The organism is Noviherbaspirillum sp., assembly GCF_035627455.1.
Classification (GTDB): domain Bacteria; phylum Pseudomonadota; class Gammaproteobacteria; order Burkholderiales; family Burkholderiaceae_D; genus Noviherbaspirillum.
This window is the reverse complement of sequence record NZ_DASPLS010000011.1, coordinates 18,021-29,364: the sequence shown is the minus strand read 5'-3', so window position 1 is coordinate 29,364 and position 11,344 is coordinate 18,021. Positions and strand designations below refer to the sequence as shown.

14 protein-coding genes are annotated in these 11,344 nt (G+C 66.1%); 13 read left to right on the top strand and 1 reads right to left on the bottom strand.

From position 1 onward, the window contains the following. The 13 genes from VEC01_RS01680 to VEC01_RS01620 all read left to right on the top strand — a co-directional run. On the top strand, positions 1 to 998 hold a 998-nt coding region (locus VEC01_RS01680; RefSeq protein ID WP_324898120.1), incomplete at its 5' end, for an 8-amino-7-oxononanoate synthase. Next, a complete protein-coding gene (gene bioD / locus VEC01_RS01675) occupies positions 995 to 1,711 on the top strand; it encodes a dethiobiotin synthase (protein ID WP_324898118.1) in 717 nt (238 codons plus the stop codon). The genes VEC01_RS01680 and bioD, both read left to right, overlap by 4 nt. Before the next feature lie 17 nt (positions 1,712 to 1,728). Continuing rightward, positions 1,729 to 2,760: a biotin synthase BioB gene (gene bioB, locus VEC01_RS01670; protein ID WP_324898116.1), complete on the top strand. Its 1,032-nt coding sequence runs from the start codon at positions 1,729 to 1,731 to the stop codon at positions 2,758 to 2,760. 113 nt (positions 2,761 to 2,873) lie between these two features. Further along, a complete protein-coding gene (locus tag VEC01_RS01665; protein ID WP_324898114.1) occupies positions 2,874 to 4,889 on the top strand; it encodes an acetyl/propionyl/methylcrotonyl-CoA carboxylase subunit alpha in 2,016 nt (671 codons plus the stop codon). Between the two features lie 161 nt (positions 4,890 to 5,050). Beyond that, positions 5,051 to 5,959, top strand: a complete 909-nt coding sequence (locus VEC01_RS01660) for a hydroxymethylglutaryl-CoA lyase (protein WP_324898112.1) — start codon at positions 5,051 to 5,053, stop codon at positions 5,957 to 5,959. A gap of 24 nt (positions 5,960 to 5,983) precedes the next feature. Beyond that, positions 5,984 to 6,571 carry a uracil-DNA glycosylase family protein gene (locus VEC01_RS01655; RefSeq protein ID WP_324898110.1) on the top strand — a complete coding sequence of 196 codons (588 nt, stop codon included), beginning with the start codon at positions 5,984 to 5,986 and terminating at the stop codon, positions 6,569 to 6,571. A gap of 12 nt (positions 6,572 to 6,583) precedes the next feature. Further along, complete coding sequence (locus VEC01_RS01650; protein WP_324898108.1) at positions 6,584 to 7,084, top strand: YbaK/EbsC family protein; 501 nt, start codon at positions 6,584 to 6,586, stop codon at positions 7,082 to 7,084. Between the two features lie 21 nt (positions 7,085 to 7,105). Next, entirely contained in the window at positions 7,106 to 7,642 is a 537-nt protein-coding gene (locus tag VEC01_RS01645) for a DUF1569 domain-containing protein (RefSeq protein WP_324898107.1), read from the top strand. A gap of 3 nt (positions 7,643 to 7,645) precedes the next feature. Next, positions 7,646 to 8,074 carry a thioesterase family protein gene (locus tag VEC01_RS01640; protein WP_324898105.1) on the top strand — a complete coding sequence of 143 codons (429 nt, stop codon included), beginning with the start codon at positions 7,646 to 7,648 and terminating at the stop codon, positions 8,072 to 8,074. After that, the gene (locus VEC01_RS01635) at positions 8,071 to 8,271 is read left to right on the top strand and encodes a DUF1289 domain-containing protein (protein WP_324898103.1); all 201 of its coding nucleotides are present in this window, start codon (positions 8,071 to 8,073) and stop codon (positions 8,269 to 8,271) included. The genes VEC01_RS01640 and VEC01_RS01635 overlap by 4 nt, the downstream gene beginning before the upstream one ends. Before the next feature lie 70 nt (positions 8,272 to 8,341). Then, positions 8,342 to 8,968, top strand: coding sequence for a 2-hydroxychromene-2-carboxylate isomerase (locus VEC01_RS01630; RefSeq protein ID WP_324898102.1), 627 nt, complete (start codon positions 8,342 to 8,344; stop codon positions 8,966 to 8,968). After that, a complete protein-coding gene (locus VEC01_RS01625; protein WP_324898100.1) occupies positions 8,968 to 9,411 on the top strand; it encodes a hypothetical protein in 444 nt (147 codons plus the stop codon). The genes VEC01_RS01630 and VEC01_RS01625 overlap by 1 nt, the downstream gene beginning before the upstream one ends. Continuing rightward, the gene (locus tag VEC01_RS01620; protein ID WP_324898098.1) at positions 9,408 to 10,316 is read left to right on the top strand and encodes an MBL fold metallo-hydrolase; all 909 of its coding nucleotides are present in this window, start codon (positions 9,408 to 9,410) and stop codon (positions 10,314 to 10,316) included. Before VEC01_RS01625 ends, VEC01_RS01620 begins: the two co-directional genes overlap by 4 nt. Before the next feature lie 18 nt (positions 10,317 to 10,334). Here VEC01_RS01620 and VEC01_RS01615 read toward each other — a convergent pair whose 3' ends face one another. Further along, the gene (locus VEC01_RS01615) at positions 10,335 to 11,255 is read right to left on the bottom strand and encodes a LysR family transcriptional regulator (protein WP_324898096.1); all 921 of its coding nucleotides are present in this window, start codon (positions 11,253 to 11,255) and stop codon (positions 10,335 to 10,337) included. Positions 11,256 to 11,344 lie beyond the last annotated feature (89 nt).

Sequence of the window (11,344 nt, the reverse complement as noted above, 5' to 3'; positions counted from 1 at the left end):
TGCGGGAGGGTGCGGCGCGCTACGGCGCCGGCAGCGGCGCGTCGCACCTGATCAGCGGCCATTCGCGCGCGCATGCGCTGCTGGAAGAGCGCTTTGCCGGATTCCTGGCGCCGCACCTGGAAGCGCCGCGCGCACTGTATTTCTGCACCGGCTACATGGCCAACCTCGCGGTGCTTTCCGCGCTCGCGGGGCGCGATGCCGACATTTTTTCCGAAGAGCTGAACCATGCGTCGCTGATCGACGGCGCCCGCCTGTCGCGCGCGAACGTGCGGGTGTTTGCGCATGGCGACACCGCCGCGCTGGAAGCGCTGCTCAAGGCCAGCAGCGCGAAGAAGAAGCTGGTGGTCACCGACAGCGTGTTCAGCATGGACGGGGACCTCGCGCCGCTGCCTGCGCTGCTGCAATTGTGCGAGCAATACGGCGCCTGGCTGGTGGTCGACGACGCGCACGGCTTCGGCGTGCTCGGCGAAAACGGACGCGGCGCGCTCGAGCATTTCGGCCTGCGTTCGCCGCATTGCGTCTACATCGGCACGCTCGGCAAGGCCGCCGGTGTGGCCGGCGCCTTCGTCGCCGCGCATGCGACCGTGATCGAATGGCTGGTGCAGCGCGCCCGCCCCTACATCTACACCACCGCCGCGCCGCCGGCGCTCGCGCATGCGCTGCTGGCGAGCATGGACCTGATCGCCGGCGACGAGGGCCGGCAACGGCGCGCGCACCTGCGCGCGCTGGTCGCGCAGTTACGCGGCGCGCTCCGTTTGCAACGCTGGAAGCTGCTGCCCTCCGATACCGCGATCCAGCCGGTCGTCATCGGCGACAACGAGGAAACGATGCGCGCCGCCGCCGCACTGCACGAGCAGGGCTTCTGGGTGCCGGGCATCCGCCCGCCGACCGTGCCCGCCGGCAGCGCGCGCCTGCGCATCACCCTGTCCGCCGCACACTGCGCGGACGACGTCGCGCGGCTGGCGCAGGCATTCAACCGCCTGGAGGCAAGCCAATGAGCACGCGTTTCGGCTGTTTCATCACCGGCACCGATACCGAAATCGGCAAGACCCTGGTGTCCTGCGCGCTGCTGCATGCGCTCGCGCGGCAAGGCGTGCGCGCCGCCGCGATGAAGCCGGTGGCTGCCGGCGCCGAATGGCGCGACGGCGCCTGGCACAACGAGGACGCCGACCTGCTGGCGGCCGCCGCCGGCATCGCGCTGCCTGTGGAACTCACCACGCCCTACCTGCTGCGCGACGCGGCCGCGCCGCACATCGCCGCCGCGCAGGAAGGGATCGCGATCGATATCGCGCACATCCTCGACTGCTACGGCCGTGTTGCCAGCGCGGCCGACGCGGTGGTGGTCGAGGGCGTCGGCGGATTCCGTGTGCCGCTGTCGGCGCAGGCCGATACCGCGGACCTCGCGCAACAGCTTCGCCTGCCGGTGGTGCTGGTGGTCGGCATGCGCCTCGGCTGCCTGAATCATGCGCTGCTGACCGCCGACGCGATCGCCGCGCGCGGGCTGGCGCTGGCCGGCTGGGTTGCGAACGTTGTCGACCCCGGCATGCGCTACGGCGTCGACAACGTCGAGGCGCTCAGCGCGCGCCTGCCCGCGCCGCTGCTGGGCACGATTCCGCGCCTGTCGTCGCCGCTTCCGGCGCTGGCGGCCGACCATCTCGATTTTTCCAGTTTGCCGGGCTGGCCGCGGCGGCCCGGCACCGTTTCACCTTGATGCAAAGGAAGCATTTCATGTCGTCGCAACCGATCACATTCCAGCAAGTTCCCACGCCTGCCAGGCTGCGCGAAATCGCCGCGCAGCGCTGGCCGGTCGACAAGGTGGTCGAACTGTTCAACCTGCCGTTCAGCGACCTGCTGTTCCGTGCGCAGCAAGTCCACCGCGAACACTTCGACCCGCAGGAAGTGGAACTGGCGACGCTGATGTCGATCAAGACCGGCGGCTGCCCGGAGGATTGCGGCTACTGCCCGCAAGCCGCGCGCTACGACACCGACGTGAAGGCGCAGAAGATCCTGGAACTGGAAACAGTGCTGGACGCCGCCCGGCGCGCGAAGGAACACGGCGCGACCCGTTTCTGCATGGGCGCCGCCTGGCGCGAGCCGAAGGACCGCGATCTCGAGCACGTCGAAGCGATGGTGCGCGGCGTGAAGGATCTCGGCATGGAAGCCTGCGTGACGCTCGGCATGCTCGCCGACGGCCAGGCAGAACGCCTGAAGGCGGCCGGCCTCGATTACTACAACCACAACCTCGATACCGCGCCGGAGTTCTACAACAACGTCATCACCACCCGCGACTACCAGAACCGCCTCGACACGCTGGAGCGCGTGCGCAACGCCGGCATCAAGGTCTGCTGCGGCGGCATCGTCGGCATGGGCGAGTCGCGCCGGCAGCGCGCCGGCCTGGTCGCGCAGCTCGCGAACATGGACCCGTATCCGGAATCGGTACCGGTCAACAACCTGGTGCAGGTCGAGGGAACGCCGCTGCATGGCACCGATCCGATCGATCCGCTGGAGTTCGTGCGCACCATTGCGGTGGCGCGCATCACGATGCCGAAGGCGCGCGTGCGCCTGTCCGCCGGCCGGCGCGAAATGGGCGAAGCGGTGCAGGCGCTGTGCTTCGTCGCCGGCGCGAATTCCATCTTCTACGGCGACAAGCTGCTGACGACCGGCAACCCGGATGTCGAGGCGGACCGCGTGTTGCTGGAGAAGCTGGGCATGCGGACGAAACATACCCAGCATGAGCCGAAGTGCGAGGTAACGCAGTAGAAAAAAGTTTCCTTTCCCCTCTCGTGGGGAAGGTGTATGCAAGTGAACGTTTAACCAAAAACAACTAACAGCTTCCCCCGGCATGCCGGGGAACAGCCTCCAAAGGAGTCAGCGTGTTCACCAAGATCCTGATTGCAAACCGCGGCGAGATTGCCTGCCGTGTCGCCGCCACCGCCCATCGTCTCGGCGTCAAGACCGTGGCGGTGTATTCCGAAGCCGATGCCAATGCCAAGCATGTCGCGGTGTGCGACGAGTCTGTGCTGATCGGCCCGGCGCCGGCCAAGGAAAGCTACCTGCGCGCGGACAAGCTGATCGAGGTCGCGCTCGCCACCGGCGCGCAGGCGATCCACCCCGGCTACGGCTTCCTGTCCGAAAACGAGGATTTCGCCGAAGCCTGCGCGCAGGCGGGCCTGGTGTTCATCGGGCCGCCGGCGTCGGCGATCCGCGCGATGGGTTCCAAGTCGGCCGCGAAGGCGCTGATGGAAAAGGCCGGGGTGCCGCTGGTGCCGGGCTATCACGGCGACACCCAGGACCCGGACTTCCTGCAGGAGCAGGCCGACAAGATCGGCTATCCGGTGCTGTTGAAAGCCAGCGCGGGCGGCGGCGGCAAGGGCATGCGCATCGTCGAGAAAAGCGCCGACTTCAAGGCGGCGCTGGAATCCTGCAAGCGCGAAGCGATCAACAGCTTCGGCGACGACAAGGTGCTGGTCGAGAAATACCTGACCCGTCCGCGCCACATCGAGATCCAGGTGTTTGCCGACGGCAAGGGCGACTGCGTCTACCTGTTCGAGCGCGACTGCTCGGTGCAGCGCCGCCACCAGAAGGTGCTGGAAGAGGCGCCGGCGCCCGGCATGACGGAAGAACGCCGCCGCGCGATGGGCGAGGCGGCGGTGGCGGCGGCCAAAGCGGTCGGCTATGTCGGCGCCGGCACGGTGGAATTCATCGCCAACCAGGATGGCAGCTTCTACTTCATGGAAATGAACACCCGCCTGCAGGTGGAACACCCGGTCACCGAAATGATCACCGGCCTCGACCTGGTCGAATGGCAATTGCGGGTGGCCGCCGGCGAGGCGCTGCCGAAGAAGCAGGCGGAACTGAAGATCCACGGCCATGCGCTGGAAGCGCGCATCTACGCGGAGAACCCGGAAAAAGGCTTCCTGCCGTCCATCGGCACGCTGCGCCACCTGCATACGCCGGCGGCGGTGACCTTCGAGCTCGGCATGGGCAGCGTTTCCGGCGACCCGGCGGCGATCCGCATCGATTCCGGCGTGCGCGAAGGCGATGCGATTTCGCCGTTCTACGATCCGATGGTCGCCAAGCTGATCGTGTGGGGCAACGACCGTGACGAGGCGCTGGCGCACATGTCGCAGGCCTTGTCCGAATACCAGGTGGTGGGCCTGGCGACCAATGTCGCGTTCCTGAAGCGACTGGTGGAAAGCAAGCCGTTTTCGCAGGCCGACCTCGACACCGGCCTGATCGAGCGCAACCATGACGCGCTGTTCCCGCCGGCGCCGGCCACGCAGCTGCCGGTGCTCGCGCTGGCGGCGGCTTCGCTGCTGGTGTCGGAGCAGAACACCGGCGCCGCGGCCAATGACCCGTGGGCCGGCACCAGCGGCTGGCGCATGAACGGCACATTGGAACGCGTTCTCGATTTCGCGGACGACGCCGGCAAGTATCCGGTGGCGGTCGGCTACCGCGGCACTGGCTGGACGGTGGCGCAAGGCGCGGTGTCCGCCGGCATGACGCTGGTTGAACGCGACGGCAAGCATCTCGTGGTCAAGCTCGACGGCGCGGCGGTGCGCGGTACCGTGGTGCGCGACGGCGAAATGTTCCACGTGTTCACCGGCGGCGCGCATTTCCCGCTGCACTACAACGACCCGCTGGCGCACGCCGGCGAAACGGAAGCCGAAGGCGGCCGCCTGACCGCGCCGATGCCGGGCAAGATCGTCGCTGTGCTGGTCGAGAAAGGCAAGACCGTCGAAAAAGGCGCACCATTGCTGATCATGGAAGCGATGAAGATGGAGCACACTATCGCGGCGCCGGCCAACGGCACCGTGGAAGACCTGTTGTACGCGGTGGGCGACCAGGTGGCGGAAGGGGCGCAGTTGCTGGCGTTCAAGGCGGCGTAGCGGCGTTCCCGCCTTCCACCGCCTTCCACCAAGGTGGAAACAACCTGTCACCTCCCCGTCGTTCCCGCCTGCGCGGGAACGACGGGGGGATGGAGCGTGAAGATTTCGGGCGGCAGCCCGCCTTCTGCCTTCGCATTGGAAAATTCAACGAAAGGGAAATCATGACCCTCCCCAGCAAGGTAAAGATTGTCGAAGTCGGCCCCCGCGACGGCCTGCAGAATGAAAAGGAAACCATCGCGGCCGAGGTCAAGATCGAGCTGGTGAACCGCTTGACGGATGCCGGCTTTCCAAACATCGAAGCAGCCTCCTTCGTATCGCCGAAGTGGGTGCCGCAGATGGCCACCTCGACCGAGGTGATGGAGAAAATCCGGCGCAAGCCGGGCGTGATCTACTCGGTGCTGACGCCGAACATGAAGGGCTTCGAAGGCGCGCTCGCGGCGAAGGCGGATGAAGTGGTGATCTTCGGCGCCGCATCGGAAGCGTTTTCCCAGAAGAACATCAACTGTTCGATCGCGGAATCGATCGAGCGCTTCCGCGAAGTCGCGCAAGCCGCGAAGCAGAACGGCATCCGCCTGCGCGGCAGCATCAGCTGTTCCTTCGGCTGCCCCTACCAGGGCGAGGTGCCGGCAGACAGCGTGGCCGATGTGGTGCGCCGGATGCGCGAGCTCGGCTGCGACGAGATCGACATCGCCGACACCATCGGCGTCGGCACCCCGAGGAAGGTGCAGGCGGTGATGGAGCGCGCGGCGGCGGAATTCCCGATCGCGCAACTGTCCGGCCATTTCCACGACACCTACGGCCAGGCGCTGGCGAACATCTATGCGAGCATGGAAGTCGGCATCTCGACCTTCCACTCCTCGGTCGCCGGCCTCGGCGGCTGTCCGTATGCGAAGGGCGCGACCGGCAATGTGTCGACCGAAGACGTGCTGTACATGATGAACGGCCTGGGCGTTGATACCGGCATCGATCTCGACGCGGTGGTCGATGCCGGCCAGTTCATTTCGCAGCATCTCGGCCGCAAGGCGGTCAGCCGTGCCGGCAATGCGATCGCGGCCAGGCGCGCCGGCTGACGCGAAGCCGATCGCGGGGCGAATGTGGCGAAGACGACGCTGCCGCTGCTGCTGAAGGAAATCCGCGCCTGCCGGCTGTGCGAGGCGCATCTGCCGCACGGCGCGCGGCCGGTGGTGCAGGCAGGCGCGGGCGCGCGCCTCTTGATCGTCGGGCAGGCGCCGGGGCGGCGCGTGCACGACACCGGCATTCCCTGGAACGACGTGTCGGGCGACCGCCTGCGCGACTGGCTCGGCCTGCCGCGCGAGGTGTTCTACGACGAGAACCGGGTGGCGATCGTGCCGACCGCGTTCTGCTATCCGGGCAAGGGCGCGAGCGGCGACCTGCCGCCGCGCCCGGAATGCGCGCCGGCCTGGCACGGGCGCTTGCTGCGGTGGATGCCGGACGTGCAACTGACGCTGCTGATCGGCCGTCATGCACAGACATATTATTTGCGGGAAAATGGCAACGCAACACTGACGGAAACCGTTGCCGCGTACGCATCATACCTGCCGGCGGTTTTTCCGCTGCCGCATCCGAGTCCGCGCAACCAGGCCTGGTGGAAGCAGCATCCCTGGTTCGAGCGCGAGGTGCTGCCGGCGCTGCGCAGCCGCGTCGCGTCCATTTTCAAGTAACAAAGAGGAAACATGCTCGATAATATCCAGGACAAGCTGCCCGACAGCGCGCAACGCGTGGCCGACCTGCTGGCCGCGCGCGGCCACGACAAGCCGGTGGTGATGCTGCCCGATACCGGCAAGACCTCGGCCGAAGCCGCAGCCGGGCTCGGCTGCAGCGTCGCCGAAATCGCGAAATCCATCGTATTCCGCCGGCTGGCGGACGATGCGGCGGTGATGGTGGTCGCCAGCGGCGCCAACCGCGTCGACGAACACAAGGTCGCCGCGATCGTCGGCCCGCTCGGTCGCGCCGATGCGAAATTCGTGAAGACCCGGATCGGCTATGCGATCGGCGGCGTGTGCCCGATCGGCCATCTGGAAAAGACGGTGATGCTGATCGACCAGGACCTGATGCGATACGACAGCGTATGGGCCGCCGCCGGCCACCCGCATGCGGTATTCAACCTGACGCCGCAGCAGCTGGCGGCGATGACCGGCGCGCCGGTGGTGGACGTCGCGCTGCGCGAAGGCTAGGACCGCAACAAGGGGGGAGAGATGGCAGTGAACGGCAAGCGCAGGGCATTGATGATCGCGGGCGGAGTGGCCGCCGCCGCCGGCGCGGCCGGCCTGCTCCTGGCGCGTGCCGGGAATACCGGCGCGGCGCTGACGGTCGACACGGCGCTGGCACGGATCGACGCGCTGGCGAAAGGCGCCATTGCCAGCAGCGGAACATGGAATCCGCACCAGATCTTCACGCATTGTGCGCAAAGCATCGAATATTCGATGTCCGGCTATCCGGCGCCAAAACCGAAGCTGTTCCAGGACACCGTCGGCGCCGCCGCCTTCGCCGTCTTTTCCACGGCGGGAAAGATGCGCCACGGCCTGGCGGAGCAGATCGACGGCGCTCCCGCGCTCGAAGCAAGAACCGATGCCGTCGAAGCGCTCGGTCGGCTGCGCGAGGCATTCCTTGAATTCCAGCGCTTCGACGGCCCGCTCGCGCCGCATTTCGCATACGGCCCGCTCGAGAAGCGCCAGTACGAGGCGGCGCACGTGATGCATTTCTACAACCATCTTGACGAAATCACGAGCTGACCGATGAGCCCCGACCTCAAGCCCGGCATCACTTTCGAATGGACTTACACGGTACCGGAGCGCGCCACCGTGCCGCGGCTGTACCACGACACCGGTTTCTGCCTCGATATGCCGGATGTGCTGGCGACCGGCTACATGGTCGGCATGATGGAGCTGGCATGCGTGAACGGAATCATGCCCTACGTCGACTGGCCGCGCGAGCAGAGCGTCGGCGTGCATGTAAGCTTCTCGCATCTGGCGGCCACACCGCCCGGCATGACGCTGCGCATTCGCGGCGAGGTGGTCGAGGTCGACGGCCGCCGCGTGAAGTTCCGCGTCGAGGCCTGGGATGGCGTGGACAAGATCACCGAAGGCGTGCATGAGCGCGTGATCATCCTGCCCGAGAAGTTCAACGCGCGCATCGCCGAAAAGAAAGCGAAACTGGCGGCATGATCAGCTTCGACCCGGAAACCGACAGCGGCAGGGTGCCGTCTCCCTGCATCAGTGTCTGCAGGATGCATCCGCAGACCGGGCTGTGCGAAGGATGCCTTCGCACCATCGACGAAATCGCGCGCTGGAGCGGCGCGACCGAGGAGTGGAAGCGCCAGGTGTGGGTGGAGATCAGGAAGCGGCAGGACGCATTGTTTTAGCCGTAATAAGGAAGATTCACTGCAGAGTCCCTTCCCCCTCCAAGGGAAAAGGAGTAAACGGAGCTTCGCCATGAAAAAGATCGACTGGTATTTCGACTTCATCTCCCCCTTCTCCTATCTGCAGGGAGAACTGCTGCACACCTTGCCGGCGGAAGTGGAGATCCGTTACAAGCCGGTCCTGTTCGCCGGCCTGCTGAACCACTGGGACAACAAGGGCCCGGCCGAAATCGCCCCCAAGCGCACCTGGACCTTCGAGCATTGCGCCTGGCTCGCCTGCAAGCACGGGATCCCGATGACGATGCCGCCGCATCATCCGTTCAATCCGCTGCCGCTGCTGCGCCTGGCGATCGCGCTCGGCAGTTCCCCGGAAGTCGTGCAGCGCCTGTTTCGCTGGGTGTGGCGCGAAGGCCGCGTACCGACCGATGAAATTTACTGGCAGGCATTGTTGAAGGAATTTGATGCGACGCCGGAAATGCTTGATGCGCCTGGCGTGAAGCAGCAGCTGCGCGCCAACGGCGAGGCGGCGATTGCCGCCGGCGTGTTTGGCGTGCCGACCGCGGTCGTGGATAATCGTTGCTTCTGGGGGCTCGATTCCACCGACATGCTGATCGCCTGGCTGCGCGACGACCCCTTCTTCAGTTCCGAACAGCTCAGGCAGGCGCAGCAATTGCCGCAAGGCGTGCATAGAAAGACGTAATGAAATTTTATCAACCTGAGCGCACCGTCTCCGGCCCGGCCTATGGCGCGCTGTTCAAGGTGCTGGCGACCGTGGTCACCATTGTGCTCGCCGGCTACGGCATGACCATCGCGCTGCGCTATCCGCTGCTGCAGTACGGCTTCGGCGTGAAAATGCTGCTGCTGGCGGCTGCGGTCATGCTCGGCATCAGCTATTACTGGTTCCTGCGCTCGACCGTGACCGTCGACGAGCGCGGCATCACCCAGACCTGGATGTATAACCGCCAGGTCGAGTGGCCGGACATCCGCAGCGCGAAGATGATCGGCATTCCCTATCTGAGCTGGATCTTCCCGCCGCGGCTGGTGGTCCGCACCGGCAACAGCTTCACCACCTTCAACGGCGGCACGCAGGCACTGCTGGTCGAATACGCCAAGATCTCGCTCGCTTACCAGATGAAGAAATGAAACTTCCGGCATCGATGCAGGTGTTCGAACGCGGCTGGCTGTCGTCGAACAACATCCTTTTCACGGGCAGCAAGGAAACCGCGCTGGTCGACAGCGGCTATGCGACGCACGCGCCGCAGACGCTGGCGCTGGTTGGCCACGGGCTCGGCGGCCGCCCGCTCGACCGCCTGTTCAACACCCACCTGCATTCCGATCATTGCGGCGGCAACGCCGCGCTGCAGCGCGCCTATGCCTGCCGCACCGCGATCCCGGCGGGCGAAGCGGACAAGGTGCGTGGCTGGGATGCCGACGCGCTCACCTACAAGGCCACCGGCCAGCAGTGCGAACGCTTCCGTTTCGACGACACGATCGCGCCCGGGGACGTGCTGCAGTTCGGCGACATGACCTGGCAGGCGCTGGGCGCGCCTGGCCATGACCCGAATTCGCTGATCTTCTATTGCGCCGACGAACGCATCCTGATTTCGGCCGACGCGCTGTGGGAAAACGGCTTTGGCGTGGTATTCCCGGAACTGCAGGGCGAATCGGGCTTCGCCGAGGTGCGCGCGACACTGGAGCTGATCGCCTCGCTCGATGTGAAACTGGTCATTCCCGGGCACGGCGCGCCGTTTACCGGCGTCGCCCGCGCGCTCGAGACCGCGTTCTCCCGCCTCGACTACTTCGTCGGCGATCCTACCCGGAATGCCCAGAATGCGATCAAGGTGTTCCTCAAGTTCCTGCTGCTGGAAAAACAGGCGATTCCGCTCGCGCAACTGGAGCCGATGCTGACCGGCATGATCCTGTTCCGGGAAGCGAACCGGCGCTACCTGAACAAGGAAGAACCGGAGCTGGTGCACTGGGCGGTGGCGCAGCTGGTGCGCGCCGGCGCCGCCGAGATCCAGAGCGACCGGCTGGCGAACAAGGACTGAGCCGGCGCGGACGGCGCTTCAGGCAAGCGGCCTGAACTGCTGCGCGGCGCACTCGATGATGGTCCGTTTCATCAATTCCGCCGACGCCGGCAGCTTGCGCCCCTTGCGCCAGACGATCGCGAAATGCGTCTGCAGCTGCGCCGGCAGGCTCACTTTCAGCCGCACCAGTTCGCGCCGCGCGACCTGCTCCTGCACCGCGCTCGGCGGCGAATAGAACAGCACGTCGGTCAGCGCCGCGCTTGTGCGCAGCAGGCTGAAATCATTGCTCGCCACCGCGCTGTCGGCCATCCGGCTCGGCGGCAGTTCCGGATGCATCTTCAGTATCCGCTCCAGCTCCTTCGGCAGCCGGGTCAGGCCCATGAACGCGCCCTGCTGCAGGTCGGCCAGGGTCAGCCTGCGTTTTTTCGCCAGCGGATGCCCGGCGCGCACGTACACGCAGATCGGTTCGGCCGGCAGGTGCGCGATGTCGAATTCGACGATGTCTTCCAGCTCGCGCGAATCGGCGACGAAGAAATCGATCTCGCCGTTCAGCAGCATGCGCTTGTGGTCATCCCAGTAACCCGATTCGACCACCACCTGGATGTTGGACGCGACTTCATGCAGGCGCGCCAGCGACAGCGGGATCAGCGAGGAACACAGCACGGTGCCGGCGGCGATCCGCACCGAACCGTTGGCCTGGCGCTTGATCAGGTCGATCTCGGTGCGCAGCTGCTGGAAGTCGGACAGCAGCGAGAAGGAGCGCGACATCAGCCAGTGGCCGGCGGGCGTCAGGCGCACCCCGCGCGACAGGCGTTCGAACAGTTCCACGCCGAGGTCGTCTTCCAGCGCGCGGATGCTCTTGGAGAGCGCCGGCTGCGAAATGTTCAGCCGGGCGCTGCCCCGGTGCACATTGCCGGACTCGGCGAGCGTCACGAAGTGCTGCAGCTGCTTCAGGTTCATTGATAACTCCGGGTTATCGGTCGCCGGAAAAAAACTCATTGGACAGGGGAATGGCGTAGCAAGATACTACGGCATCGACACGCGGGATG

Coding starts and splice junctions, on each gene's coding strand:
- bioD (WP_324898118.1), top strand. CDS start 995: ATGAGCACGCGTTTCGGCTGTTTCATCACCGGCACCGATACCGAAATC.
- bioB (WP_324898116.1), top strand. CDS start 1,729: ATGTCGTCGCAACCGATCACATTCCAGCAAGTTCCCACGCCTGCCAGG.
- VEC01_RS01660 (WP_324898112.1), top strand. CDS start 5,051: ATGACCCTCCCCAGCAAGGTAAAGATTGTCGAAGTCGGCCCCCGCGAC.
- VEC01_RS01650 (WP_324898108.1), top strand. CDS start 6,584: ATGCTCGATAATATCCAGGACAAGCTGCCCGACAGCGCGCAACGCGTG.
- VEC01_RS01645 (WP_324898107.1), top strand. CDS start 7,106: ATGGCAGTGAACGGCAAGCGCAGGGCATTGATGATCGCGGGCGGAGTG.
- VEC01_RS01640 (WP_324898105.1), top strand. CDS start 7,646: ATGAGCCCCGACCTCAAGCCCGGCATCACTTTCGAATGGACTTACACG.
- VEC01_RS01635 (WP_324898103.1), top strand. CDS start 8,071: ATGATCAGCTTCGACCCGGAAACCGACAGCGGCAGGGTGCCGTCTCCC.
- VEC01_RS01630 (WP_324898102.1), top strand. CDS start 8,342: ATGAAAAAGATCGACTGGTATTTCGACTTCATCTCCCCCTTCTCCTAT.
- VEC01_RS01625 (WP_324898100.1), top strand. CDS start 8,968: ATGAAATTTTATCAACCTGAGCGCACCGTCTCCGGCCCGGCCTATGGC.
- VEC01_RS01620 (WP_324898098.1), top strand. CDS start 9,408: ATGAAACTTCCGGCATCGATGCAGGTGTTCGAACGCGGCTGGCTGTCG.
- VEC01_RS01615 (WP_324898096.1), bottom strand. CDS start 11,255: ATGAACCTGAAGCAGCTGCAGCACTTCGTGACGCTCGCCGAGTCCGGC.